Annotated in this window: 21 protein-coding genes; 8 read left to right on the forward strand and 13 right to left on the reverse strand. The window is 71.3% G+C overall.

From position 1 onward, the window contains the following. Window positions 1-153: 153 nt before the first annotated feature. Window positions 154-1521: a cystathionine beta-synthase gene (locus tag ABME02_RS03050; RefSeq protein ID WP_353813793.1), complete on the reverse strand. Its 1368-nt coding sequence runs from the start codon at window positions 1519-1521 to the stop codon at window positions 154-156. 160 nt (window positions 1522-1681) lie between these two features. Then, the gene (locus ABME02_RS03055; protein WP_353813831.1) at window positions 1682-3103 is read right to left on the reverse strand and encodes a sugar porter family MFS transporter; all 1422 of its coding nucleotides are present in this window, start codon (window positions 3101-3103) and stop codon (window positions 1682-1684) included. 286 nt (window positions 3104-3389) lie between these two features. Here ABME02_RS03055 and ABME02_RS03060 point away from each other — a divergent pair, with 286 nt between their 5' ends. Both ABME02_RS03060 and ABME02_RS03065 read left to right on the forward strand, forming a co-directional pair. After that, entirely contained in the window at window positions 3390-4061 is a 672-nt protein-coding gene (locus tag ABME02_RS03060) for a thioredoxin-like domain-containing protein (RefSeq protein WP_353813794.1), read from the forward strand. Beyond that, entirely contained in the window at window positions 4058-4753 is a 696-nt protein-coding gene (locus ABME02_RS03065) for a DUF305 domain-containing protein (RefSeq protein WP_353813795.1), read from the forward strand. Before ABME02_RS03060 ends, ABME02_RS03065 begins: the two co-directional genes overlap by 4 nt. A 53-nt stretch (window positions 4754-4806) precedes the next feature. Here ABME02_RS03065 and ABME02_RS03070 read toward each other — a convergent pair whose 3' ends face one another. The 5 genes from ABME02_RS03070 to ABME02_RS03090 form a co-directional block, all read right to left on the reverse strand. Next, a complete protein-coding gene (locus tag ABME02_RS03070) occupies window positions 4807-6741 on the reverse strand; it encodes an ABC transporter ATP-binding protein (protein ID WP_353813796.1) in 1935 nt (644 codons plus the stop codon). A gap of 145 nt (window positions 6742-6886) precedes the next feature. Further along, entirely contained in the window at window positions 6887-7159 is a 273-nt protein-coding gene (locus ABME02_RS03075; RefSeq protein WP_353813797.1) for a hypothetical protein, read from the reverse strand. 156 nt (window positions 7160-7315) lie between these two features. Further along, a complete protein-coding gene (locus ABME02_RS03080) occupies window positions 7316-8311 on the reverse strand; it encodes a carbohydrate ABC transporter permease (protein WP_353813798.1) in 996 nt (331 codons plus the stop codon). Beyond that, on the reverse strand, window positions 8308-9276 hold the full coding sequence (locus ABME02_RS03085; RefSeq protein ID WP_353813799.1) for a carbohydrate ABC transporter permease: 969 nt from the start codon (window positions 9274-9276) through the stop codon (window positions 8308-8310). Before ABME02_RS03085 ends, ABME02_RS03080 begins: the two co-directional genes overlap by 4 nt. Window positions 9277-9388: 112 nt before the next feature. Next, a complete protein-coding gene (locus ABME02_RS03090; protein ID WP_353813800.1) occupies window positions 9389-10747 on the reverse strand; it encodes an ABC transporter substrate-binding protein in 1359 nt (452 codons plus the stop codon). A gap of 194 nt (window positions 10748-10941) precedes the next feature. Between ABME02_RS03090 and ABME02_RS03095 the strand changes: the two genes are divergently transcribed. Further along, window positions 10942-12006: a LacI family DNA-binding transcriptional regulator gene (locus ABME02_RS03095; RefSeq protein WP_353813801.1), complete on the forward strand. Its 1065-nt coding sequence runs from the start codon at window positions 10942-10944 to the stop codon at window positions 12004-12006. A 124-nt stretch (window positions 12007-12130) separates the two neighbouring features. Then, the gene (locus ABME02_RS03100; protein WP_353813802.1) at window positions 12131-12712 is read left to right on the forward strand and encodes a peptidoglycan-binding domain-containing protein; all 582 of its coding nucleotides are present in this window, start codon (window positions 12131-12133) and stop codon (window positions 12710-12712) included. 112 nt (window positions 12713-12824) lie between these two features. On the opposite strand, the gene rplL is transcribed toward ABME02_RS03100, so the two are convergent. Together rplL and rplJ are read right to left on the reverse strand one after the other, a co-directional pair. Then, entirely contained in the window at window positions 12825-13214 is a 390-nt protein-coding gene (gene rplL, locus ABME02_RS03105) for a 50S ribosomal protein L7/L12 (RefSeq protein ID WP_067947898.1), read from the reverse strand. Between the two features lie 50 nt (window positions 13215-13264). Next, window positions 13265-13780, reverse strand: coding sequence for a 50S ribosomal protein L10 (rplJ, locus tag ABME02_RS03110; RefSeq protein ID WP_353813803.1), 516 nt, complete (start codon window positions 13778-13780; stop codon window positions 13265-13267). A gap of 444 nt (window positions 13781-14224) precedes the next feature. Between rplJ and ABME02_RS03115 the strand changes: the two genes are divergently transcribed. Then, a complete protein-coding gene (locus ABME02_RS03115; protein ID WP_436408232.1) occupies window positions 14225-15862 on the forward strand; it encodes an MDR family MFS transporter in 1638 nt (545 codons plus the stop codon). Window positions 15863-15872: 10 nt separating this feature from the next. Then, window positions 15873-16313: a MarR family winged helix-turn-helix transcriptional regulator gene (locus tag ABME02_RS03120; RefSeq protein WP_353813805.1), complete on the forward strand. Its 441-nt coding sequence runs from the start codon at window positions 15873-15875 to the stop codon at window positions 16311-16313. An 18-nt stretch (window positions 16314-16331) separates the two neighbouring features. Here ABME02_RS03120 and ABME02_RS03125 read toward each other — a convergent pair whose 3' ends face one another. Together ABME02_RS03125 and ABME02_RS03130 are read right to left on the reverse strand one after the other, a co-directional pair. Next, window positions 16332-17954 (reverse strand): sensor histidine kinase, encoded by a 1623-nt coding sequence (locus ABME02_RS03125; protein ID WP_353813806.1) that lies wholly within the window; start codon window positions 17952-17954, stop codon window positions 16332-16334. Further along, window positions 17951-18700: a response regulator transcription factor gene (locus tag ABME02_RS03130; RefSeq protein ID WP_353813807.1), complete on the reverse strand. Its 750-nt coding sequence runs from the start codon at window positions 18698-18700 to the stop codon at window positions 17951-17953. Before ABME02_RS03130 ends, ABME02_RS03125 begins: the two co-directional genes overlap by 4 nt. Window positions 18701-18897: 197 nt before the next feature. Here ABME02_RS03130 and ABME02_RS03135 point away from each other — a divergent pair, with 197 nt between their 5' ends. Together ABME02_RS03135 and ABME02_RS03140 are read left to right on the forward strand one after the other, a co-directional pair. Beyond that, window positions 18898-20376 carry an ABC transporter permease gene (locus ABME02_RS03135; RefSeq protein WP_353813808.1) on the forward strand — a complete coding sequence of 493 codons (1479 nt, stop codon included), beginning with the start codon at window positions 18898-18900 and terminating at the stop codon, window positions 20374-20376. Between the two features lie 73 nt (window positions 20377-20449). Beyond that, the gene (locus ABME02_RS03140; protein WP_353813809.1) at window positions 20450-21121 is read left to right on the forward strand and encodes an ABC transporter ATP-binding protein; all 672 of its coding nucleotides are present in this window, start codon (window positions 20450-20452) and stop codon (window positions 21119-21121) included. A 79-nt stretch (window positions 21122-21200) separates the two neighbouring features. On the opposite strand, the gene ABME02_RS03145 is transcribed toward ABME02_RS03140, so the two are convergent. Further along, window positions 21201-22274: an alpha/beta fold hydrolase gene (locus tag ABME02_RS03145; RefSeq protein WP_353813810.1), complete on the reverse strand. Its 1074-nt coding sequence runs from the start codon at window positions 22272-22274 to the stop codon at window positions 21201-21203. 74 nt (window positions 22275-22348) lie between these two features. Then, entirely contained in the window at window positions 22349-22858 is a 510-nt protein-coding gene (locus ABME02_RS03150; protein ID WP_353813811.1) for a hypothetical protein, read from the reverse strand. Window positions 22859-23082 lie beyond the last annotated feature (224 nt).

Genomic DNA, 23082 nt, shown 5'->3' on the forward strand with positions numbered 1-23082 from the left:
CCTTTCGGATGGGGAGTGAAGTCTGTGGGCTTGAATTTCGGTGGGGCGGATGCCTCGGGGGGCGAGTCGTTCCTGAATTCCGAACCCCTGCCCGGCTCGCCTGCGGGCTGCGGCGGCCGTGCGAACGAGCAGCCGCCGCGGCGGGCGGCGGCCTCAGGAGGAGAGGTAGGAGAGCAGGTCGGTCCGCGTGATCACGCCGAGCGCCTTGCCGCCGTCGGTGACGAGCATCGCCGGGGCCTCGCCGAACGCCTGCCGCGCGGTCGCGACCGGCTCGTTCACGCCGATGAGCGGCAGCGCGTCGCCCACCACCGCCGAGACCTCGTCGGTGAGCTTCGCGCGACCCGAGAACACCTGCTCGAGGAGTTCGTCCTCGTGCAGCGCACCGACCACCTCGCCGAGCACGACGGGCGGCTCGGCCGAGAGCACGACGAGCTGGGAGACGCCCGACTCGGTCATCCGGTCGATCGCCTCCCGCACGGTGTCGTTCGGGTGCACGTAGACGAGGGGTGCCGTGCGGTCGGCCTTCGCCGCGAGGATGTCGCGGATCGTGTGCCCCGCGGGCGCGTTGCCGAAGCCGTACGCGCGCAGCCACTTGTCGTTGAAGATCTTGCCGAGGTACCCGCGACCCGAGTCGGGCAGCAGCACCACGAACACGTCGTCGGGTCCGGCGGATGCCGCGGCCTTCAGCGCCGCGACGACGGCCATGCCACTCGACCCGCCGACGAGGATGCCCTCCTCGCGCGCGAGGCGACGCGTCATGTGGATCGACTCGGCGTCGCTGACGGCGATGATCTCGTGCGGCACGCTCGGGTCGTAGGCGGTCGGCCAGAAGTCCTCGCCCACGCCCTCGACGAAGTACGGCCGACCGGTGCCGCCGGAGTAGACCGAGCCCTCGGGGTCGGCGCCGATGATCCGCACCGTGTCGCCCGAGACCTCGCGGAGGTAGCGCCCGGTGCCCGTGATCGTGCCGCCGGTGCCGACGCCGGCCACGAAGTGCGTGACCTTCCCCTCGGTGTCGCGCCAGATCTCGGGCCCGGTCGTCTCGTAGTGCGAGAGCGGTCCGTTCGGGTTCGAGTACTGGTCGGGCTTGAACGCGCCCGGGATCTCGCGGGCGAGCCGGTCGGAGACGCCGTAGTACGACTCGGGGCTGTCAGGTGCGACCGCGGTGGGCGTCACGACGACCTCGGCGCCGTACGCCTGCAGCACGTTGCGCTTGTCCTCCGACACCTTGTCGGGGCAGACGAACACGCAGCGGTAGCCGCGCTCCTGCGCGACGAGCGCGAGGCCGACGCCGGTGTTGCCCGACGTGGGCTCCACGATCGTGCCGCCCGGCTTCAGCTTGCCCTCGCGCTCGGCCGCGTCGATGATGTTGCGCGCGATGCGGTCCTTCGAGGAGCCGCCCGGGTTCAGGTACTCGAGCTTGACGAGCACCGTGGCATCCGTCACGCCCTCGGTCACGTGGTTGAGCTTGACGAGCGGCGTGTTGCCGACGAGTTCGGTGATGTGGGCTGCGTACTTCATTCCGCTGGTTCGATCCTTGGTGTCGTGTGCGTCGAGGGGCGCCCGTTCGGCGCCCGACGCGAGGGAAGGGGTCGCGCCTTCAGCGACGACAACACCGGCACGAGAGGCTCACCCGGCCAGCCTAGCGAATGACGGATGCCTCATGGCAGGCGTCGTCGGCTCACCCGCCGGTCGCGTCCGCACGGGCTCGGCGCCGGGCGGACCCCTTCGGCGGCAGCAGCGTGTCCGACTCCTCCAGCGACATCCCGTTCGTCTCCGGGATCTTCGCGAGCACGAAGAAGAAGGAGAGCGCGGCGAAGGTCGCGTACATGCCGTACGTCAGCAGGAGCGACGTGTTCGCCAGGAGCGGGAACGTGACCGTCACGACGAAGTTCGCGATCCACTGCGCGGCGGCGGCCAGCCCCAGCGCACGGGCGCGGATGCGGTTCGGGAAGATCTCGCCGAGCAGCACCCACACGAGCGGACCCCACGAGAAGCCGAAGAAGACGACGAAGAGGTTCGCCGCGACGAGCGCGATCGGCCCCCAGGCGCCGGGCAGCGAGATGTCCTCCCCGGAGCCGCTCGCATTGCCGAACGCGAGGGCCATCGTCGCGAGCGAGATCGCCATGCCCGCCGACCCGACGAGGAGCAGCGGTCGACGCCCGACCCGGTCGACGAGCGCGATCGCGACGAAGGTCACGAGGATGTTCGTGATCGAGGTGAACACGCTGATGGCGAAGGCGTTCGACTCGTCGAACCCGACCGCGCTCCACAGCGTCGTGGAGTAGTAGAAGATCACGTTGATGCCGACGAACTGCTGGAACACCGACAGCAGGATGCCGATCCAGACGATGCCGCGCAGGCCGAACACGGGCCCGCGGAGCGCGCCCTTCGCCTGCTTCGCCTCGGCGTCGGCCTTCATGGTGTTGCGGATGTCGCGGACGGCGCGCTCCACCTCGCCGGGCTGGATGCGCTCGAGGACGACGCGCGCCTCGTCCTCCTTCTCCACGCGCATGAGGTAGCGGGGCGACTCCGGCAGGGAGAACGCGATGAGGCCGTAGGCGACGCTCGGCACGATGCCCGCGAGGAACATCCAGCGCCAGGCGTCGAGCCCGAACCAGAACGGCTCGGCGGCGCCGCCCGCCGCCCACGCGAACACCGCATCGGAGAGCAGGGCGGTGAAGATGCCGAACACGATCGCGAGCTGCTGGAGCGACGCGAGGCGTCCGCGCGCTCGTCGTGGCGAGATCTCCGCGATGTAGGCCGGCGAGACGACCGAGGCGATGCCGATGCCGAGCCCGCCGATGACGCGCCACACGATGAGGTCCCACACGCCGAGCGCGAGGCCGGACCCGATCGCGGAGATGAGGAACAGGCTCGCACCGAGGATCATGACGGGGATGCGCCCGAACCGGTCGGCCAACCGGCCCGCGAGCTCTGCGCCGAGCGCGCATCCCAGCAGCGCGCTCGCGATCGCGAGACCCGTGAGTCCGGCCGAGAGGTCGAACTCCTGCTCGATCGCGTCGACCGCGCCGTTGACGACCGACGAGTCGAAGCCGAACAGGAACCCGCCGACGGCACCGGCGACGGCGAGCGCGATCACCCGCCGGTTCAGTCCGCTGCCGCGGCCGGCGTCGCTCCCGTCGGGCTCGCCCGCACCGGCGACCGCGACGTCCGGATGATCGATGTCCTCGCTCACGCGCCGACCTCCTCCGCCGGCCTCCGACCCGGACTCGCTCGAGCGGTCCGCACGCGGCCCCCACGCCGGCACATTCGGATGCTAGACCCGGGGTCGGGCGAATCCGCGGCGGCGCACGGGTGACGGCGTTCTCCCAGCCCGATACGTTCGTATTGGTATCTCGCCCCACCCCGCTCGAGGAAGGCCCCGCGTGAGCGCGACCCAGCCCGGAAAGAAGCCCACCGTCAAGCAGCAGCGTGCTGCGGAGCGCGAGCGCAAGCTCGAGGCGTACCGCAAGCGCGAGGCGCAGATGAAGCGGAATCGCCTCATCGCCATCTGGAGCTCGGTCGGCGTCGGCGTCGCGATCGTCGCGCTCATCATCACCTCGATCGCGCTGACCCCGCAGGCGGCGAACTACACCGCCGGCGGCGACGGCACGGAGATCGAGGGGGTCGAGACCTTCGAGAACGCCTCCGAGCACGTCCAGGGCGTCGTCGACTACGAGCAGACGCCGCCCGCCGGCGGCCAGCACAACCCGGCCTGGCTGAACTGCGGCGTCTACGAGCAGCCCGTGCCGAACGAGAACGCCGTGCACTCGCTCGAGCACGGAGCCATCTGGGTCACGTACGACCCCGACGCGCTCTCCGACGACGACATCTCGACCCTGCGGTCGAAGCTCCCGCGCACCTACGTGATCCTCTCGCCCTTCGAGGGGCTGCCCGCTCCGGTCGTGCTGAGCGGTTGGAACTCGCAGCTCCAGGTCGACGGCGTCGACGACCCGCGCATCGAGGCCTACCTCGAGGAGTACTGGCAGAGCCAGAACGTGCCCGAGCCCGGCGCGGCCTGCACCGGCGCGATCGACGGCCCCGGCAAGGTCGCGTGAGCACGGAGCACGACGAGGACGACACCCGGTCGCGCCGATCGGGCGTCGGGCGCTGGGCGGTCGTGCTCGCCGCATCCGTCGCCCTCCTCGCGGTCGCCGGCGCGGCGTTCGCGATCGGACGGCTCTCGACGCTGGGCGAGGAGACCCCGGCGAACGCGAGCGCCGAGGCGGGCTTCGCCCGCGACATGCAGGTGCACCACCAGCAGGGCGTCGAACTCGCGATGATCGTGCGCGACGCCACCGACGACCCCGCCGTGCGGCTGCTCGGCTACGACATCGCCGTCGCGCAGGCGCAGCAGTCCGGCCAGATGTACGGCTGGCTGGCCGAGTGGGGGCTGCCGCAGGCGGGACCCGAGCCGTCGATGACGTGGATGACCCGGCCCGCGGCCGACGGCGGCACCCACGACGGGCACGACGCCGGGTCGGGTGGGGCCGCGCACGTGCCCGGCGAGCCGATGCCCGGCCTCGCGACGCCCGAGCAGGTCGCCCAGCTCGGGGAGCTCGACGGGGTCGAGGCCGAGCGGAGGTTCCTCGAGCTCATGATCGCGCACCACGAGGGGGCCGTCGTCATGGCCGACGCGGTGCTCGAGCGCTCGACGTACCCGGTCGTGGTCTCGCTCGCCGAGTCGATCGCCGCGAGCCAGCGGGCCGAGATCGAGCTCATGGAGGACATGCTCGCCGAGCGCTCGTAGCGCCGGGCGCGGCCGCGCGGCCGCAGGCGGCACGCCGATTGCGCACGGCGCACTCAGGCGGTCGGCACCTCGGGCTGCTCGGCCTGCTGCCGGTACAGCGATGCGTAGACGCCGCCCTGCGCGAGCAGTTCGGCGTGCGTACCGTGCTCGGCGATGCGGCCCGCGACGACCACGAAGATCACGTCGGCCGACACGACCGTCGACAGGCGGTGGGCGATCGCGATCGTCGTCCGCCCGCGGGAGGCGTCGTCGAGCGCGGCCTGCACGACGCGCTCGCTGATCGTGTCGAGCGCGCTCGTCGCCTCGTCGAGCACGAGCACCGCCGGGTCCTTCAGCAGCACGCGCGCGATCGCGATGCGCTGCTTCTCGCCGCCCGAGAGGCGGTAGCCGCGCTCCCCCACGACGGTCTCGTACCCCTCGGGGAAGGACGCGATCGTCTCGTGGATGTTCGCGGCGCGGGCGGCCGCCTCGAGCTCGGCGTCCGTGGCATCCGGTTTCGCGTAGCGCAGGTTCTCGGCGATCGAGGCGTGGAAGAGGTAGGTCTCCTGGCTGACGATGCCGATGTTCGACACGAGCGACTCGTGCTCGAGGTCGCGCACGTCGACGCCCGCGAAGCGCACCGAACCGCCGGTCGTCTCGTAGAGGCGCGGCACGAGGTAGGACACCGTGGTCTTGCCCGCACCGCTCGGCCCGACGAACGCCGCGTACTGGCCCGGCTCGATCGTGAACGACACGTCGTCGAGCGTCGGCCGCCCGTCGTCGTCGGCGTCCGGATACCGGAACGAGACGTGGTCGAACTCGACGCGGCCGAGGGGCGCCCGGCCCGAGGCATCCGCCCCCGTCGGCACCTGGCGCGCGTCGGGCGCATCGCTGATCGCGGGCCGCAGGTCGAGGTACTCGAAGATGCGCGCGAACAGCGCGCCCGAGGTCTGCAGGTCGAGCGCGACCCGCATGAGCGCCATGAGCGGGAACAGCAGGCGCGCCTGCACCGTGGTGAAGGCCACGATCGTGCCGGCCGAGATGTCGGTCGTGCCGCCCGTGATCAGCCAGCCCGACGCGAGGTACACGATCGCCGGGATCGCCGACATGAAGATGCCGACCATCGCGAAGAACCACTGGCCGGTCATCTGCTGGCGCACCTGCAGGGCGATCTGGTTCTCGTTCTCGTCGCTGTACCGCGCGATCTCGCTGCGCTGCCGGGTGAAGCTCTTCGACAGCAGGATGCCCGAGACCGACAGGGTCTCCTGCGTGATCGCCGTCATCTCGGAGAGCGACTCCTGCGTCTTCGCCGCGATGCGCGCGCGCACCTGGCCCACGCGACGCTGCGCGATCACCATGACCGGCAGGAGCACCAGCGCGATGAGCGTGAGCTGCCAGTTCAGCAGCAGCATGGCCACGAACGCGGCGAGCACCGTGACCGTGTTGCCGAGCACGCTCGACACCGTGTTCGTGAGCACGGATGCCACGCCGCCGACGTCGTTCTGCAGGCGCGACTGGATGACGCCCGTCTTCGTGCGCGTGAAGAAGCTGAGCTCCATGCGCTGGAGGTGCGTGAACATCCGCACGCGGAGCGCGCCCATCACCCGGTTGCCGACGGTCGCCGTGAGCCAGGTCTGCCACACGCCGAGAAGCGAGGAGACGATGAAGACCGCGAGCATCGCGACCACGATCGCGGTGAGGACGGGCAGGTTCGGCCCCATCACCTGTCCGTCGGCGCCGACCGGGAAGAGCCCCTCGTCGAACGCGCGCTCGGTGAGCAGGGGCGGGATGACGCTGAGGGCGGCGCTCACGAGCACCAGCACGATCGTGACGGTGAGCGCGACCTTGTGCGGCGCGAACAGCTCGACGATGCGTCGCATCAGGTGCGGGATCTTCGGCGCCTCCGCGTTCTCGGCGCGCTGGGCCGATTCGTCGGCCGCGCTGATGCGGGTGCGGGGCTTGCCCATGCGCCCCGACTGGCCGCCCGGGGAGCTCGCGTGCATGCTCATGCATCGAGCCTAGGCGCGGCCGCCGACGGGTCGGCCGCCCGGCGGCCGGTCGCGGGCGTCCGTTCGCGGACGGCGTGATGACGTCGCGCCTCGACGGCGACGCGGCGGGAGCCGAAGCCCCCGCCGCGTCGTTCGAAGTCGCCGACTACCCGCCGGTGACGATCAGGCAGGTCGCGACGAGCTTGCCCTGGCCCTCGGCCGTCGGGTCGAGGTTCGGAAGGCCGACCCTCGACTCGTAGCCCCGACCGTCGCCGGTCGGGTCGGCGGCGTGGGCGCCCTGGGTCTGTCCACCCTCGGCGGCGACGAAGTCGCGCGTCGCCTCGCCCCAGTTGCACTCCGGCGGCGCGGCCGCGGCCGGCGACGCCATCCCGATCGCGAGTGCAACGGCGGCCGCTCCTGCGAGCATGATCCTCTTCATCGTGCGGTTCCCCTTCCCCCTTGACGGATACCGTACGTGCGCACGATATGAGGGCTGCTCACGTGCGTCAAGGCCGCGCGGACGCGACGACGGGGCGGATGCCGCCACATCCGCCCCGTCGACGTGCCGTGGATGCCGCGGCATCCGACCGCTCGATCAGCCCTTCGTCGCGCCGGCCAGCAGGCCGCGCACGAAGTACCTCTGGAGGCTGAAGAACACGATGAGCGGGATCACGATCGAGATGAACGCGCCGGCCGTGAGGAGCTCCCACGCCTGGCCTCTCGTGCCGGTCAACTCCGCCAATCGCTGGGTGAGTGGCGCCACGTCCTGTGTGCCGCCGGAGAAGATCAACGCGACGAGCAGGTCGTTCCACACCCAGATGAACTGGAAGATCGCGAACGACGCGATGGCCGGGGTGGCCAGCGGCAGCACGATCCGGAAGAAGATCTGACCGTGCGTCGCGCCGTCGACGCGTGCGGCCTCGATGACGTCGCCCGGGATCTCCGCGATGAAGTTGTGCAGCAGGAAGATCGCCAGCGGCATCGCGAACATCGCGTGCGCGAGCCACACCGGCGCGTAGTTCTGCTCCGGGATGATCGGGATGACGTCGTGCAGCCAGGCCTGCATCGGCCGCAGCCAGGTCGAGAAGATCTGGAGCAGCGGCACGAGCGCCATCTGCAGCGGCACGATCTGGAGGGCGAACACGAAGATGAACAGCGCGTTCGCGCCCCGGAACTTGATCCACGCGAACGCGTACGCGGCCATGGTCGCGAGCACGAGCGGGATCAGGGTGCCGAGCAGCGTGATCGCGATCGAGTTCACGATGTACGCGCCGAGCTGCGGCGACGACGACGACGGCGAGAGCAGGACCTCGGCGTAGTTGTCGAACGTGAAGCCGGGGTTCTGGAAGATCGTCCACCACCCGGTCGTGCGGATCAGCTCCGCCGGCCGGAACGACGAGATGAACAGGCCGAACGTGGGGATCGTCCAGAGGATGGCGATGATGAGGGAGACGATCGTGGCGGTGCGCGAGGTCAGGCGCTTCTTCACGCGCGCCGTCTTCGGCCCGCGGCCGTACTCCGCCTCCTCGGCGGCCTCGATCGAGCCCTTGTCCTTGCTGACCGGGAGGTCGGCGGGTGCGACGCTGCTCATCGGATCTCCCTCTGCTTCCGGAGGACGTTGACGTTGTAGATGACGATCGGCATCACGAGGAGGAACAGGATCAGCGCCAGTGCCGAGCCTCGTCCGATCTCGCTCGCGCGGAACGCCTGGGTGTACATCTCGTTCGCGATCACGCTCGTGTTGAAGTTTCCGGCGGTCATCGTCCGGACGATGTCGAAGACCTTCAGCGTCGCGATCGAGATCGTCGTGATCACGACCACCAGCGCGCCCCTGATGCCCGGCACCGTGACGTTGATGAAGCGCTGCCACGCGTTGGTGCCGTCGAGCTGCGCCGCCTCGATCTGCTCCGTCGGCACGCCCTTGATCGCCGCACTCAGCAGGACCATGGCGAAGCCCGTCTGGATCCAGATCATGACGACGATCAGCAGGAACGTGTTGATCGGGTCGGTCTGCAGCCATTGCACCGGTTCGCCGCCGAACGCCACCACCAGGGCGTTCAGGAGGCCGATCTGGTCGCGCTCGCCCGAGCGGTACTCGTAGACGAAGCGCCAGATGATGCCGGCGCCGACGAACGAGATCGCGATGGGCATGAACAGGATCACCTTGTAGTACTTCTCACCACGCGACTTGTCGATGAAGACCGCGTAGGCGAGGCCGATCGCGGTCGAGATCGTCGGCACGAGCAGCACCCAGATGATCGTGTTGATCAGCGTGCGGATCGCCGTCGGTTGCGTGAACGTCCAGATGAAGTTGTCCCACGTGAACGCGCCCGAGGAGTCCTGGAACGCCAGGATGCTCGTGCGGATCGCCGGGTACACGAGGCCCACGGCGAGGAAGAGCAGCGCCGGGGTGAGGAACCCCGCCAGCTGCCAGTAGTCACGGCCCCGTTTCGGGGCCTTGTCGATGAAGAAGATCAGGAGGCCGATGATCGCCGCGAAGATCGCGAGCCCCATCACCACCTGGAGGATCTTTCCGAGCAGGTCGCCCGTGGTCATCATGCCTCCCGGTTCGTCGTTGAATCTGGGGGTTCCCGAGGGGCGGGGTACCTCACCCCGCCCCTCGGTCATACCGCGTGCGACCCGTGGGGCGCGCGCGGCGCGCTGGCGATCAGCTGCTGGGCCAGCTCGCCTCGATGGTGTCGAGCACCGACTCGGTGCTGTCTCCGCTCACCCACGCCACGATGCCCTTCCAGAAGGAGTCGGCGCCGACGGCACCGGGCATCAGGTCGGACCCGTCGAACCGGAACGTCGTCTCGGGATCCTGCAGGATCTCGATGGACTGCACGAGCAGCTCGCTCGACGCGTTCTCGGGGTCGACGCCCTGGTTCGCGCTGATGACGCCGCCCAGGCTCACGCGGTTGTTCGCCCACGTGTCGCTCGACAGGAACGTGCGCACCGCCTCGACCTCCTCGGCGTCGGTGAATGCGACGACGATCTCGCCGCCGCCGGTCACCGACAGCGGGTCGTCGGCGTTGGCCGGCGGGAGCAGGAAGCCGAACACGGTGCCGTCGGAGGCGACGGTGTTCTCGTCACCGCCCTCGGGGTTCCAGAACGTCTCGTAGAACGACGCCTGGTGGTGCAGCGAGCACTCGCCGTCGAGGATCGGCAGGCCGGCCGTCTGGAACGCCTCGGTGATCTGCGTCGACACGTCGCCGATGCCGCCGTTGACCATGTCGTCGCTCTTCAGGTACTCGCCGACCGCGTCGAACGCCTCGGCGACCTGCGGGTCGTTGAACGGGATCTCGTGCGTCACCCACTGGTCGTAGACGTCGGCGCCGTGCAGCCGCAGCATGTAGTCCTCGACCCAGTCGGTGCCCGGCCAGCCCGTGGCCTCACCGGACTCCAGTCCGACGCACCACGGCTTGTGGTCGCCCTCGTCGGCGATGGTCTGGGACAGCTCGGAGAGCTCGTCGAGGGTCTTCGGGATCTCGTACCCCTTCTCCTCGAACTCCGCCGGCGAGTACCAGACGTAGCCCTTGATGCTCGCCATGAGCGGCGCGCCGTAGAACGTGTCGTTGTAGGTGCCGTAGCCCTTCCAGTCCTCCGACCACCATTCGTCGACGTTCGCCTCGACCGACTCGGACGCCGGGATCAGCCATCCTCCGTCGGAGAGCCGCTGCACGAGTCCGGGCTGCGGCACGAAGCCGATGTCGGGCGCGTTGCCGCCCTCGGCGAGGACCGCGATCTGCGCCTCGAACTCGCTCGAGCCCTGGTAGTCGATCGAGATGCCGGTGCAGGTGGCGAAGTCGGACCAGGATTCGACGAGCCGGTCTGCCTCGAGGTCGAGGATCGTTCCACCGATCGTGACCTCGGCGCCGTCGAACGTGCCGTACTCCTCGTAGTCCGCGCAGTCGACGTCGCCCGCGTCCTCGTTCGCGATGTCGCCGGTACACGCCGTGAGCGCCAGGCCGGCCGCAGCGGCCACCGCGACGGGGGCCGCCCAACGGCGATGCCGTGTGAGTCTCATGTCATCTCCTCGTTGAGTGTGGTGCAGGGCGGAACCGGGAACCGGTTCCAGACCCCACGCTAGGCGACCGCGACAGCGCTGGGCAAGGGCGTGTCGGGTCACGATCGAGTGACGGATGTCCCGAGTGTGGCACCGGTTCCACAGGTCCGGCGATTCGCGTACACTCCGTTCGCAAGCCCGATGGAGGGAGCGTGATGACCGCGATCTCGGATGTCGCGCGCCTCGCCGGCGTCTCCAAGTCGACGGCCTCCCGGGCCCTGACCGGTCGTGGCTACGTCTCGGAGGCCACGCGACTCCGGGTCGTCGAGGCCGCGGCCGAGATCGGCTACATCGCCTCGCCGAACGCGGCGAGCCTCGTCACCGGCCGAACGAAGAACGTCGGCATCGTCATCCCGTTCGTGAACCGCTGGTTCTTCGGCGAGGTGCTCGAGGGCATCGAGCGGACGCTGCTCGCCGCCGGCTACGACCTCACGCTCTACAACCTCGCGCTGGCCGGCCCGGAGCGCGACCGCGTCTTCGACTTCTTCCTCGCGCGCAAGCGCGTCGACGCGGTCATCGCCGTGGGCGTCGACCTCACCGACCGCGAGGTCGAGGTGATCGAGGGCCGCGGCAAGCCCATCGTCGCGCTCGGCGGCACCGGCCCGGGCGCGCCCCGGCTCGCCATCGACGACCGGGGCGCCTCGCGGCTCGCGACCGAGCACCTCATCGACCTCGGCCACGAGCGCATCGCCCATCTCGCCGGTGCCGGCGCCGGCTCCGCGGCTCGCAGCGTGCAGGCCCTCCGCAGGGCGGGCTTCGCCGATGCGATGCGCGAGGCGGACCTGCGCCCCGTGGGCGAACCGGACGGGATCGTGGAGGCCGACATGACCGTCCCCGGCGGGTACGCGGCCGCGCTCCAGCTGCTCGGCCACCCGGCGACGCGCCCCACCGCCATCTTCGCGGCATCCGACGAGATCGCGTTCGGTGCGATGCGCGCGGCCGAGCGGCTCGGGATGTCGCTGCCCGGGGCCCTGTCGATCGTGGGGTTCGACGGCCATGAGCACGCCGAGCTCTTCGGGCTCACCACGATCGAGCAGTTCCCGCGCGTGCAGGGCCGCTACGCGGTCGACGCCGTCATGCGGCTGCTCGGCGAGCCGACGGGCGATGCCGACCCCGTGACGCCCGACGGGCTCCCCGACTTCGACCGGCCGCTCGAGACGAGGCTCGTGGTGCGCAGCAGCACCACCGCGCCGTCGGCGAAGTCGCTCGTGGCGCGCTGAGGGCGCGAGTCATCTCAGGGGCAGCCCGGTGGCCACGGGCGCGCGTCCTCCGTAGCGTGCCCCGCGGGCCGTCATCCGGCACCGAACGGACGGCAGGGGCCCGACTCGGACGAAGGAGGACATCATGAGCGCCGAGGGAATCACGCTGCAGCGACTGGCCCGCGGGGGCGGGTACGACGGGCCCAACGACGGCAGTCCCGGGCCGGGCACCTGGCGGGCCCTGCAACGGCTCGTCACGGGCTACGGGTACACCGGCCCGATCGACGGTGCGCCCGGCACGAACACCTGGCGGGCGCTCCAGCGCTTCGCGGCGCTCGGCGGCTACGCCGGGCCGATCGACGGCGTGATGGGGCCGCAGTCCTGGATGGGCGTCCAGCAGCTGCTCTCGCCGTTCAGCTACGTGGCGCCGGTGGACGGCGTCCCGGACGCGGACACCTATCGTGCCCTGCAGACGATGGCCCGGATCGGCGGGTACTTCGGGCCCTACGACGGCGTCATGGGCCCGAACTCCTGGCGGGGCGTCCAGACGATCCTCGCCGGCGCCGGCTACACGGGGCCGATCGACGGCGTCGCCGGACCGAACACCTGGCGGGGCATCCAGCGGATCGCCCAGCGCGGGGGCTACTCGGGCCCGATCGACGGCGTGCCCGGGCCGAACACGTACGCCGGGATCGAGGCGCTGCTCGTGCGCAGCGAGCACGATTGAGGGCGACCCCGCGCCCAGACGACGGATGCCCCGTGCCGAATCGGCACGGGGCATCCGCGTGTTCAGGTGACGCAGGTCACCTCAAGCTGCGACCCTCTCGCGAGGGCGGCGATTACTTGAGGGTGACGGTCGCGCCGGCCTCCTCGAGCGAGGCCTTCGCCTTGTCGGCGGTCTCCTTGTTCGCGCCCTCGAGCACGGCCTTCGGAGCACCGTCGACGACGGCCTTCGCCTCGCCGAGGCCGAGCGAGGTGAGCTCGCGGACGACCTTGATGACCTGGATCTTCTTGTCGCCGGCAGCCTCGAGGATGACGTCGAACGAGTCCTTCTCCTCGACCTCCTCGGCAGCGGCGCCACCGCCGGCGGCGGCCGGGCCGGCAACGGCGACGGGGGCGGCCGCGGTGACCTCGAAGGTCTCCTCGAACGCCTTGACGAACTCCGAGAGCTCGATGAGGGTCAGGCCCTTGAACTGCTCGAGCAGCTCCTCAGTGGACAGCTTCGCCATGATTCTTCTCCTTAGATTTGCTGGTAACTCACCGCTTGAGAGGCTCGCGCCTACGCAGCGGACTCCTGCTTCTCACGCAGCGCGTCGACCGTGCGAACGGCCTTCGAGAGCGGTGCGTTGAACAGATATGCGGCTCCGAACAGCGAGGCCTTGAAGGCGCCGGCGAGCTTCGCCAGGAGCACTTCGCGGGACTCGAGGTCGGCGAGCTTGCCTACCTCTTCGGCGGTCAGGGGCTTGCCATCGAAGTAGCCGCCCTTGACCACGAGGAGGGGGTTCGCCTTGGCGAAGTCACGCAGCGACTTCGCGACGGCGACCGGGTCACCGTGCACGAACGCGATCGCCGACGGGCCCTTGAGGTCGTCGTCGAACGCGGAGATCCCGGCCTTGTTGGCCGCGATCCTGGTCAGCGTGTTCTTCACCACGGCGTAGCTCGCGTCCTCACTGATGGACTTGCGCAGCGTCTTGAGCTGGGCAACAGTGAGGCCGCGGTATTCGGTCAGCAGAACGGCGGTCGAGCTCTCGAACAGGTTCGTGAGTTCGGCAACCGAGGCTTCCTTGTTCGCCATGGCCACTCCTTGTGTCTTCAACGTGCATCGCGGTGGCGATGCACGGCCTCGGAGCGCTGGCGCAAACTCGTGGGAAAGAAAAAGAGCTCCGGCGCAGTTGCGCGGAGCTCGGCCCGGATCGGGAAGTCTTCGTCACACCTGCGCGGGCACCTGTTCTCACAGGACTTCGGTCGTCTTCGCGTGCGAACACGACAACCAGCGGTCTTCGGCTCAGACCACCATAACGGATGCCCCGGCCCCGGCCAAATCGCGCCGACTCGGAATAGTTGACCGAGATCCAAAGTTGACATGATTCAACTACCTGTCTATGGTTGACCGCGATCAACTTTCTCGGAGGACCTCACTCTCGTGTCAGCAGCAGCAGCAGCTCCCGTCGCCTCGGCCGAGGCGCCCTCGCGCACGCCGCGCGAGGTCTTCATCGCCCTGTCGGGCCTCATCGTCACGATGTTCGTCGCCGTGCTCTCCGGCACGGTCGTCTCGACCTCGATGCCCCGCATCATCGCCGACCTCGGCGGCGACCAGGCCGCCTACACGTGGGTGATCACCGCGAGCCTGCTCGCGACCGCGGTGTCCACGCCCATCTGGGGCAAGCTCGCCGACCTGGTGAACCGCAAGGTGCTGCTCCAACTCGCCATCGGCCTCTTCGTCGTCGGCACCGCGATCGCCGGGTTCGCGCAGGACACGACGACGCTGATCGCCGTCCGCGTCATCCAGGGCCTCGGCGCCGGCGGGCTCATGTCGCTCGTCATGATCATCGTCGCGCTCATCATCTCCCCGCGCGAGCGCGGCAAGTACATGGGCGTCGTCGGCGGCATCATGGCCGTCGCGACCATCGGCGGCCCGCTCCTCGGCGGCGTCGTCACCGACGCATGGGGCTGGCGGGCCAACTTCTTCCTGCCGCTGCCGCTCGCCGTCATCGCGCTCGTGCTCATCCAGCTCACGCTGCACCTCCCGCAGACGCCGAAGCGCGCCGTGAGGATCGACTTCGCCGGCGCGATCCTCATGGCCGTCGGCGTCTCCCTCCTCCTCGTCTGGGTCACGCTGGGCGGCAGCGAGTTCGAGTGGGATTCGGTGACGAGCCTCGTCATGATCGGCATCGCCGCGGCATCCCTCATCGCCTTCATCGTCGTGGAGTTCTTCGTGGCCGAGCCGATCGTGCCGCTGGCCCTGTTCCGGAACCGCACGTTCGCGCTCGCGGTCGTCGCATCGATCGCGATCGGCGTCTCGATGTTCGCGACGAGCGTCTTCCTCGCGCAGTACTTCCAGCTCGCGCGCGGCGCCACCCCGACCGAGTCGGGCCTCATGACCATTCCGCTGATCGTCGGCCAGATGGGCGCCTCGATCCTCATCGGCGCACTGATCAGCCGCTTCGGCAAGTGGAAGGGCTTCATGGTCCTCGGCGCCGCGCTCACGGTCGCAGGCACCGTCCTGATGACGACGCTCCGCTACGACACCGACTACCTCTGGGTGAGCGTCGCGATGGTCGTGCTCGGCGCCGGCCTCGGCATGGTGATGCAGAACCTCACCCTGGTGGTGCAGAACGACACCCCGGTGTCGCAGCTCGGCGCGGCCTCGTCGAACGTGAACTTCTTCCGCTCGATCGCCGGCACGATCGGCGTCACCGTCATGGGCTCCCTCCTCGCGACGCAGGTGCAGGACCACATCGCGAGCGGCTTCGCGGGCTTCGTGCCGTCGACGCCCGAGGAGGTCGCCGCGCTCCAGGGCCTGTCGAGCGGTGCCGTGCCGAACGTGCACGAACTGCCCGAGCCGATCCGGGTCGTCATCGAGTCGGCCTACGGCCACGGCATCGCCGACGCCTTCTGGATCGCGGTCCCGCTCGCGGTGCTCTCACTCATCGCGATCGCCTTCCTGCCGAACAGGTCCCTCTCCACCAGGACCGCGGCCGAGTCCCTCGCCGACGAGGCGGAGGACGCGGCGATCGACCTCGCGGAGGCCGAGATCGGCGCCGCGGTCCCCTCGGCGGAGTCGTTCGAGGCGGACGCTCGCCGCGAGCTCGTCTCGACCGCCACGGGCTCGATCGCCTCGGTCGACGGGACGGATGCGCCGGGGACGCGTCGCTAGCATGGCCGTCATGACCGCCGACCCCGAGCTCGACGCCGCCATCGCCGCCGTCGAGGACCAGTTCAGCGTGCTCTTCAGCCGAGCTCGCGCGGTGTGGTCGGAGTCGGCCAAGCAGGTCCACCCCGACCTGCAGCCCGCGGGCTACAAGCTGCTCAGCATGATCGCCCGCGCGGGCGAGACGAACGCGCACGTGGTCGCCGAGCAGCTCGACATGGACAAGAGCGCGGTGAGCCGGCAGGTCAGGCAGCTCGAGGAGGTCGGGCTCGTCGAGAGCCGCGTGGACGAGCGCGATGCGCGAGCGCGCGTCCTCGTCGCGACGCCCACCGCCCTCGAGCGCCTGCGGTCGGTCCGCACGCGGAACCAGGAGCGGCTCCGCTCGGCGCTGGAGGATCGATCGGTCGACGACCTCCGCGTCGTCGCCGACGTGCTGCGGCGCATCACCGAGGGCTGAACCGGCGGCCGGGCGGGGTCAGGCGGGCAGCTCGACGGCGAATTCTGTGCGGCCTGGCTCGCTCGCGACCTCGACCGTGCCGCGATGCGCCTCGACGACGGCCCTCACGATCGCCAGGCCGAGGCCGGTGCTGCCGGCACGCCGCGACCGCGACGCGTCGCCGCGAGCGAACCGCTCGAACAGGCTCGCCCGCACCGCGGGGTCGATGCCGGGCCCGTCGTCGGTCACCGTCACCCTCACTCGGGCGGGTGCCGAGGAACCGGATGCCGGGCGCACGCGCGCCACGCGGACGACGACCTCGGTGCCCTCCGGGGTGTGCACCCGGGCGTTCGCGAGCAGGTTCGCCACCACCTGGTGCAGGCGACTCGCGTCGCCGGTCACGGTCACCTCGTCGTCGGGCACCTCGACGCGCCACTCGTGCCCGGGTGCGGCCACCTGCGCGTCGCCGACCGCGTCGATCACGAGCTGCGTCAGTTCGACCGGCTCGCGGCGGAGTTCGCGCCCCTCGTCGAGCCGGGCGAGGAGCAGCAGGTCCTCCACGAGTTCCGTCATCCGGAGCGACTCGGACTCGATGCGGCCGAGCGCGTGCACGACGTCGGGCGGGAGCTCGCCGCCGTGCAGCCGCGTGAGCTCCGAGTAGCCGCGGATCGAGGCGAGCGGCGTGCGGAGCTCGTGGCTGGCGTCCGCCACGAACCGGCGGACCTTCCGTTCGGACTGCTCGCGGGCCGACAGTGACGCGGAGACGTGGCCGAGCATGCGGTTGAAGGACGTCGCGAGCCGGCCGACCTCGGTGCGCTCGTCGTCGACGGGCACCTCGTCGGGGAGCGCCACGTCGCCGCGGGCGAGCGGCAGCTCGGAGACGAGCGTCGCGGTCTCGGTGACGCGATCGAGCGGTCGGAGCGCACGCCCCACGATGACCGCGCCGAGCGCGAGGGCGGCGACGGTCGCGGCGAGGGCCACGATCGCGATGGTGACGGCGAGTTGCGTGGTCGTCGAGTTCACGTCGGCGAGCGGGAAGGCCACCACGTACGCGTAGTCCTGCACGAGCGGCACGCCGATGGCGCGGTAGTCGCCCAGCCCGTCGAGGTCGATCGTCGCGGGCTCGCGGTCGGTGGGCACCGACGCGAGCGCGACCTGCGCGCTCGGCGACAGCTGCACGATGTCGCCGTCCTCGTCGATGGTGGCGGTCGCGGCGACCACCCGGTCCTGCTCGCTCGTCACCAGAGCGACGATCGTGCCGACCGGCTGGCCGGGGATCCGCAGCAGTTCCTCGGCGCCGATGTCCGGGCGGGGGAACTGCTCGTTCGGCTCGTCGTCGTCGACCGCGCGTGCCGCGCGCTCGGTGGCCTGGTGGAGCTGCCCGTCGACCCGGGCGACGAGCTGGCCGTGCAGCACGGCGGTGCTCACGACGCCGACGATGACGCTCGCGAGCACCACGAGCGCGGCCATGACGATGACGAGGGTGCGTCGCAGGGTCCGCGGCGCGCGCCGCGTAGGCGCGCCGTGCGGGGGCTCGGCGGACGGCCCGGCGCCGCCGGGCGCGGACGCACTGCCGCCGCCCGTGGCATCCGTCGCCTGCGCGCGCTCGGACGCGGCGCGCCGTGCGGCGGCCGCGTACCCCGGAGCACCCGGATGCGTCATCCGGCCGCCTTCAGCATGTAGCCGGCACCGCGGACCGTGTGGATCATGGGGTCGCGGCCCGCGTCGATCTTCTTGCGCAGGTACGAGATGTAGAGCTCGACCACCGACTCCTTGCCGCCGAAGTCGTAGTTCCACACGCGGTCGAGGATCTGCGCCTTCGAGAGCACGCGGCGGGGGTTCCGCATGAGGAAGCGGAGCAGCTCGAACTCGGTCGCGGTCAGCTCGACGGGCACGCCGTCGCGCTCGACCTCGTACGAGTCCTCGTCGAGCGAGAGGTCGCCGACCCGGAGCACGGGGTCCTTCGCCTGGGCGAGCGTGAGCGTCGAGCGGCGGATGAGTCCGCGCAGGCGCGCCACGACCTCCTCGAGGCTGAAGGGCTTCGTGACGTAGTCGTCGCCGCCCGCGGTGAGGCCCGCGATGCGGTCGTCGAGCGAGTCCTTCGCGGTGAGGAAGAGCACGGGCGTCTCGGTGCCGTCGGCGCGCACGCGCTGCAGCACCTCGAGCCCGTCGATGTCGGGGAGCATGATGTCGAGCACGATCGCGTCGGGCCGGAACTCGCGCGCGGTGCGCACCGCGCCGAGGCCGTCGGAGGCCGTCCGCACCTCCCACCCCTCGTAGCGCAGCGCCATCTTCAGGAGGTCCGTGAGGGAGTTCTCGTCGTCGACCACGAGGACGCGCACGGCGCTGCCGTCCGCCTTCGCGATCTGCGGTCGGTGCGCGGTTCCGGTGCCGGTCTCCATGCTCATGTCTTCCGAGTATGCGCGCATTCCTGTGCGGTTCCTATGACCTGAGCGGATGCCGCCTGTGACCTCGCAATGAACCCGGGACCTCCCCCGCTCATATCCGATCCATAGGGGCGGCATCGGCGCGGCACAGCGCGCGTTCGTAGCGTCCGAGTCGGACCCGCGATCGTCGCGGCCGAACGACCCGATGAGGACCCCGCATGTTCTTCACCTACCTCCGGCGCGAGCTCGCCGGGCGCCGCCGGCAGACCGCGATCGTCGCGGTCGGGATGGCGCTCGCGATCGCGCTCGTCATGATCGTCAACGCCGTGGCGGTCGGCGTGCGCGACGCACAGGCCGCCGTGCTCGAATCCGTGTACGGCGTCGGCACCGACCTCACCGTCTCGCAGGCGTCCGGCCCGCCCGAGGAGGGCGAGGGCGGCGGCCCCGGCGTGCGCTTCGAGTTCGGCACGGAGGACGGCGAGACCACCGACGACGGCACGGCGCTCAGCAACTCGCGCCTGACGGTCGACCGGGGCACCTCGACGTTCGACGCCTCGACGCTCGACGCCGTCCTCGACGTCGACGGCGTGGCCGCGGCATCCGCGACCCTCAGCCTTACCAACGTCACCTTCGACGGCGAGCTGCCGGAGCCGCCGACCGGCGACCAGGCCGCCGCGGGCGACGGCACCGTGCCCGCTCCGGGCGAGGGCGGCGGAGGAGGCGGCTTCGGCGGCGGGGCATTCGACGTCACGAGCGTCACCGTGACCGGCGTCGACCCCGACGTCGCGGCGATCGGCCCCCTCAGCGCGGTCGAGCTCGTCGACGGACGCGGCCTCGGATCGGGCGACGCGGGTGCCTACGTCGTCGTCCTGGACGCCGAGTACGCCACGAGTGAGGGCCTCGTCGTCGGCGACGCGATCGACCTCGGCGGCACCGAGTTCGAGGTCGTCGGCACGGTCACCTCGACGTCGGCGGATGCCGCGACCGCGTCGAACGCGTACATCCCGCTCGACGTGGCCCAGGCCCTGTCCGGCATGGAGGGCCAGGTCTCCGACATCTCGGTGCAGGCCGCGTCGGCCTCCGACATCCCTGCCGTGAAGTCCGCCCTCGAGGACGCCCTCCCCGACCAGACCGTGAGCACGCAGGAGGACCTCGCGGCGAGCGTCTCGGGCTCGCTCGGCAGCGCGTCGTCGCTCATCTCGAGCCTCGGCCTCTGGCTCTCGGTCGCAGTGCTCGCCGCCGCGTTCCTCATCGCGATCCTCTTCACCATCCAGGGCGTCACGCGCCGCACGCGCGAATTCGGCACGCTCAAGGCGATCGGCTGGTCGAACCGCCGCATCGTCGGCCAGGTCGCCGGCGAGTCGCTCGTGCAGGGCCTCATCGGCGGTGCCGCGGGCCTCGCGCTCGGCTTCATCGGCATCGGCGTCATCAACGCCATCTCGCCGAGCCTCGCGACCACCTCCTCCCCCATGGCCGCCGGCCCCGGCGGCGAGGGCGGCATGGCCGGCGGCTTCGGCGGCGGGCCGATGGCGGCCGCGCAGGAGACGACCGAGGTGATCCTGAACGCCCCCGTCACCGTGACCGTCGTCGCGCTCGCGGTCGGCCTCGCCGTCCTCGGCGGCCTCCTCGCCGGGGCCGTCGGCGGCTGGCGGGCGAGCCGGCTGCGGCCGGCCGAGGCCTTGCGCAGCGTCGCCTGACGAACCCCGCGGCATCCGTCGCCAGGCCACGGACCGCCCAGACCTCCGGACACCGAGAGAAGGACCCCCACACATGTACACCCTCGAGAACGTCACCAAGACCTACCGACACAAGGAGCGGACGATCCACGCGCTGAAGGACGTGAGCCTCACGATCCCCGCGGGCCAACTCGTCGCGATCCAGGGCCCGACGGGCGGCGGCAAGTCCACGCTGCTGCAGATGCTCGGCGCGCTCGACCGACCGACCTCGGGTCGCATCTCACTCGGCGAGGCCGACCTGTCGGGGATGCCGGATGCGAAGCTCGGGCGGATACGGGCGACCGAGATCGGCTTCGTCTTCCAGGGCTTCAACCTCATCCCCACGCTCACCGCGCAGGAGAACGTCGAGACCGCGCTCGAGCCCCTCGGCGTCGCCGCCGACGAGCGCCGCCGCCGCGCGACCGCCGCCCTCGAGGCGGTCGGGCTCGGCGATCGCACGCACCACGTCCCGAGCGAGCTCTCGGGCGGGCAGCAGCAGCGCGTCGCGATCGCGCGCGCGCTCGTGAAGGAGCCCGACGTGCTCCTCGCCGACGAACCCACCGGCAACCTCGACGAGCAGACGCGCGACGAGATCATGGAGCTCATCGAGGGCCTCCACCGCGACCGCGGGCTCACGCTCGTGATCGTGACCCACGACTCGGCCGTCGCCAGGCGCGCCGAACGTCGGCTGCACCTCACGCACGGAACGGTGACCGAGCGGGCGTAGCCGACGGGGCGGATGCCGCGGCCCAGCCCTCCGGCCGCGGCATCCGCCCCAGCTCCGCGCGTGCCCGTGCCCGCGCGGTTCAGATGAGCTCGTTGCGCAGCGCCCAGGCCGCCGCCGCAGCGCGCGACGGCACCCCGAGCCTCGAGCGGATGTTCGCGACGTGGCGGTGGACCGTGTGGACCGAGAGGACGAGGTGCGCGGCGATCTCGGCGTCCGTCTCGCCGCGGGCGACGAGCCGCAGCACCTCGCGTTCGCGATCGGTGAGGTGCGGCGTCCCGCCCGGCGCCGCGCCCGTCGCGCCGGGAACGGACGCGTCCGCGTCGACCGCCGAGTCGACGCGGTCGCCGAGGAACCGACGGGTCTCGCGCACGATCGCGTCGGCGTCGCCACGCCACGGGAAGTGGTCCTCGCCGAGGAGCGGGACGAACCGGGCGTGCGGGATCCGCTCGGCGACGTCCCGGCCGAGCGCGAAGGCGATCGCACGATCGTCGCGCCGATGCAGGACGAGGGTCGGGGTCCGGATGTCGCCGAGGTGCGCCGTCGAGTCCATGGCGTAGACCTCGGCGAGCGAGGCGAGGGCGGCCTCCGGCGTCGCGGCGCGGCGCTGGAACTCGACGAACTCGTCGCGTTCGGCGGCGGTGGCGTCGGGTTCGAACAGGTCGGAGAGCACGCGCGACCCGATCCCCCAGTGCTGCCGCACCACGGCGAGCAGTGCCTCGCGCGCGGCCGGCGGCGCGAGGTCGGCGCCTCGGGCGTAGGTGCCGTAGAGCACGAGCCGGTCGACGGCGTCGGGATGCCGCGCCGCGAACAACGAGGCGACGCCGCCGCCCGACGACGCGCCGAGGAGGGACACCCGCTCGACCCCTGCGGCCGCGAGCACGGCTTCGAGCACCGTGAGCTCCTCGTCGAGGGTGCGCGGCGGCATCCGCCCCCGATCGGACGCGCCGGTCCCGGGCCGGTCGTACCTGATGATCGTGCGGCCCTCGGCCAGGCCCGACGCGAAGCGCCGGAAGCGGGACTGGCGCCAGTCGAGGTCGAGGTGGCTGCACCACCACCCGCCGAGGACCAGCGGCGGGCCGTGGCCGATCGCGGACCACGCGATCGCCCCGCCGTCGTGTTCCGTGTACCGGATGACCTGGTCTGCGGCCTCCACGGCCCCAGTCTAGGAAGGCGGGGATGCCCGGGCCAGCGGCGCGGCGCCCGCCGCCCGGTCGCCTGGCGACGAGGTCAGCGGTCCCCGGCGAACATCCGCGACCAGAGGCGGCGGATGCCGAGCGACAGGTGCTCGGCGGGGCGCTCCGACCCGGTCCACAGCGTCCGGAGCACCTCCGGGAGCTCGTCCACGTGCTCCCGCAGCATGCGGCGCGCCGAGTCGAACTCGGCCCGGCCGCCTCCGTCGAGCAGGACCGGGACGAACTCGCCGGGCAGGAACACCTCGCCGGCCGTGCCGGCGACCGGGGCGACCGGGCGCAGCAGTCCGAGCTCGAGCTGCTCGGCGAGCCAGCGGCGCGATTCCCCGAGCGAGACGCCCGCGAGCGCCGCGAACGCGGCCGCATCGACCGGACCGGCCTCGAACAGCACCTGGTAGTAGCCGCGCGAGACGCCGTGCGCGATCGAGGCGTAGGCGAGCGGGCCCACGTCCACGGCGGAGGGCGAGGGCGGGACGCGGGCCGGGACGACGGGCGCCGGAGTGACGCGTGCTGCGGCGACGGGTGCGGGGGCGATGGCGGTGGACATGGTGGCTCCTGGTGCTCTGGCCCCGAAGGGCGGATCGACCCTTCGAGTCCACTCCGCAGCGGCCCCGCGCACATCGCGAGTCCGGGCCATCCGCGCATGGCCGATCCGGGCCATCCGCCGGGAGCTCGACCCCCGCCCACGCCGCGGCGGGCGGGCGGGGGGGGGGGGGGGGGGGGGGGGGGGGGGGGGGGGGGGGGGGGGGGGGGGGGGGGGGGGGGGGGGGG

The sequence above is a fragment of the Agromyces zhanjiangensis genome (genome assembly GCF_040496055.1).
Classification (GTDB): Bacteria; Actinomycetota; Actinomycetes; order Actinomycetales; family Microbacteriaceae; genus Agromyces; species Agromyces zhanjiangensis.

Coding starts and splice junctions, on each gene's coding strand:
- ABME02_RS03070 (WP_353813796.1), bottom strand. CDS start 6,741: ATGAGCATGCACGCGAGCTCCCCGGGCGGCCAGTCGGGGCGCATGGGC.
- ABME02_RS03085 (WP_353813799.1), bottom strand. CDS start 9,276: ATGACCACGGGCGACCTGCTCGGAAAGATCCTCCAGGTGGTGATGGGG.
- rplL (WP_067947898.1), bottom strand. CDS start 13,214: ATGGCGAAGCTGTCCACTGAGGAGCTGCTCGAGCAGTTCAAGGGCCTG.
- ABME02_RS03115 (WP_436408232.1), top strand. CDS start 14,225: ATGTTCGTCGCCGTGCTCTCCGGCACGGTCGTCTCGACCTCGATGCCC.
- ABME02_RS03130 (WP_353813807.1), bottom strand. CDS start 18,700: ATGAGCATGGAGACCGGCACCGGAACCGCGCACCGACCGCAGATCGCG.
- ABME02_RS03050 (WP_353813793.1), bottom strand. CDS start 1,521: ATGAAGTACGCAGCCCACATCACCGAACTCGTCGGCAACACGCCGCTC.
- ABME02_RS03100 (WP_353813802.1), top strand. CDS start 12,131: ATGAGCGCCGAGGGAATCACGCTGCAGCGACTGGCCCGCGGGGGCGGG.
- ABME02_RS03135 (WP_353813808.1), top strand. CDS start 18,898: ATGTTCTTCACCTACCTCCGGCGCGAGCTCGCCGGGCGCCGCCGGCAG.
- ABME02_RS03075 (WP_353813797.1), bottom strand. CDS start 7,159: ATGAAGAGGATCATGCTCGCAGGAGCGGCCGCCGTTGCACTCGCGATC.
- ABME02_RS03125 (WP_353813806.1), bottom strand. CDS start 17,954: ATGACGCATCCGGGTGCTCCGGGGTACGCGGCCGCCGCACGGCGCGCC.
- rplJ (WP_353813803.1), bottom strand. CDS start 13,780: ATGGCGAACAAGGAAGCCTCGGTTGCCGAACTCACGAACCTGTTCGAG.
- ABME02_RS03120 (WP_353813805.1), top strand. CDS start 15,873: ATGACCGCCGACCCCGAGCTCGACGCCGCCATCGCCGCCGTCGAGGAC.
- ABME02_RS03080 (WP_353813798.1), bottom strand. CDS start 8,311: ATGAGCAGCGTCGCACCCGCCGACCTCCCGGTCAGCAAGGACAAGGGC.
- ABME02_RS03150 (WP_353813811.1), bottom strand. CDS start 22,858: ATGTCCACCGCCATCGCCCCCGCACCCGTCGCCGCAGCACGCGTCACT.
- ABME02_RS03090 (WP_353813800.1), bottom strand. CDS start 10,747: ATGAGACTCACACGGCATCGCCGTTGGGCGGCCCCCGTCGCGGTGGCC.
- ABME02_RS03095 (WP_353813801.1), top strand. CDS start 10,942: ATGACCGCGATCTCGGATGTCGCGCGCCTCGCCGGCGTCTCCAAGTCG.
- ABME02_RS03140 (WP_353813809.1), top strand. CDS start 20,450: ATGTACACCCTCGAGAACGTCACCAAGACCTACCGACACAAGGAGCGG.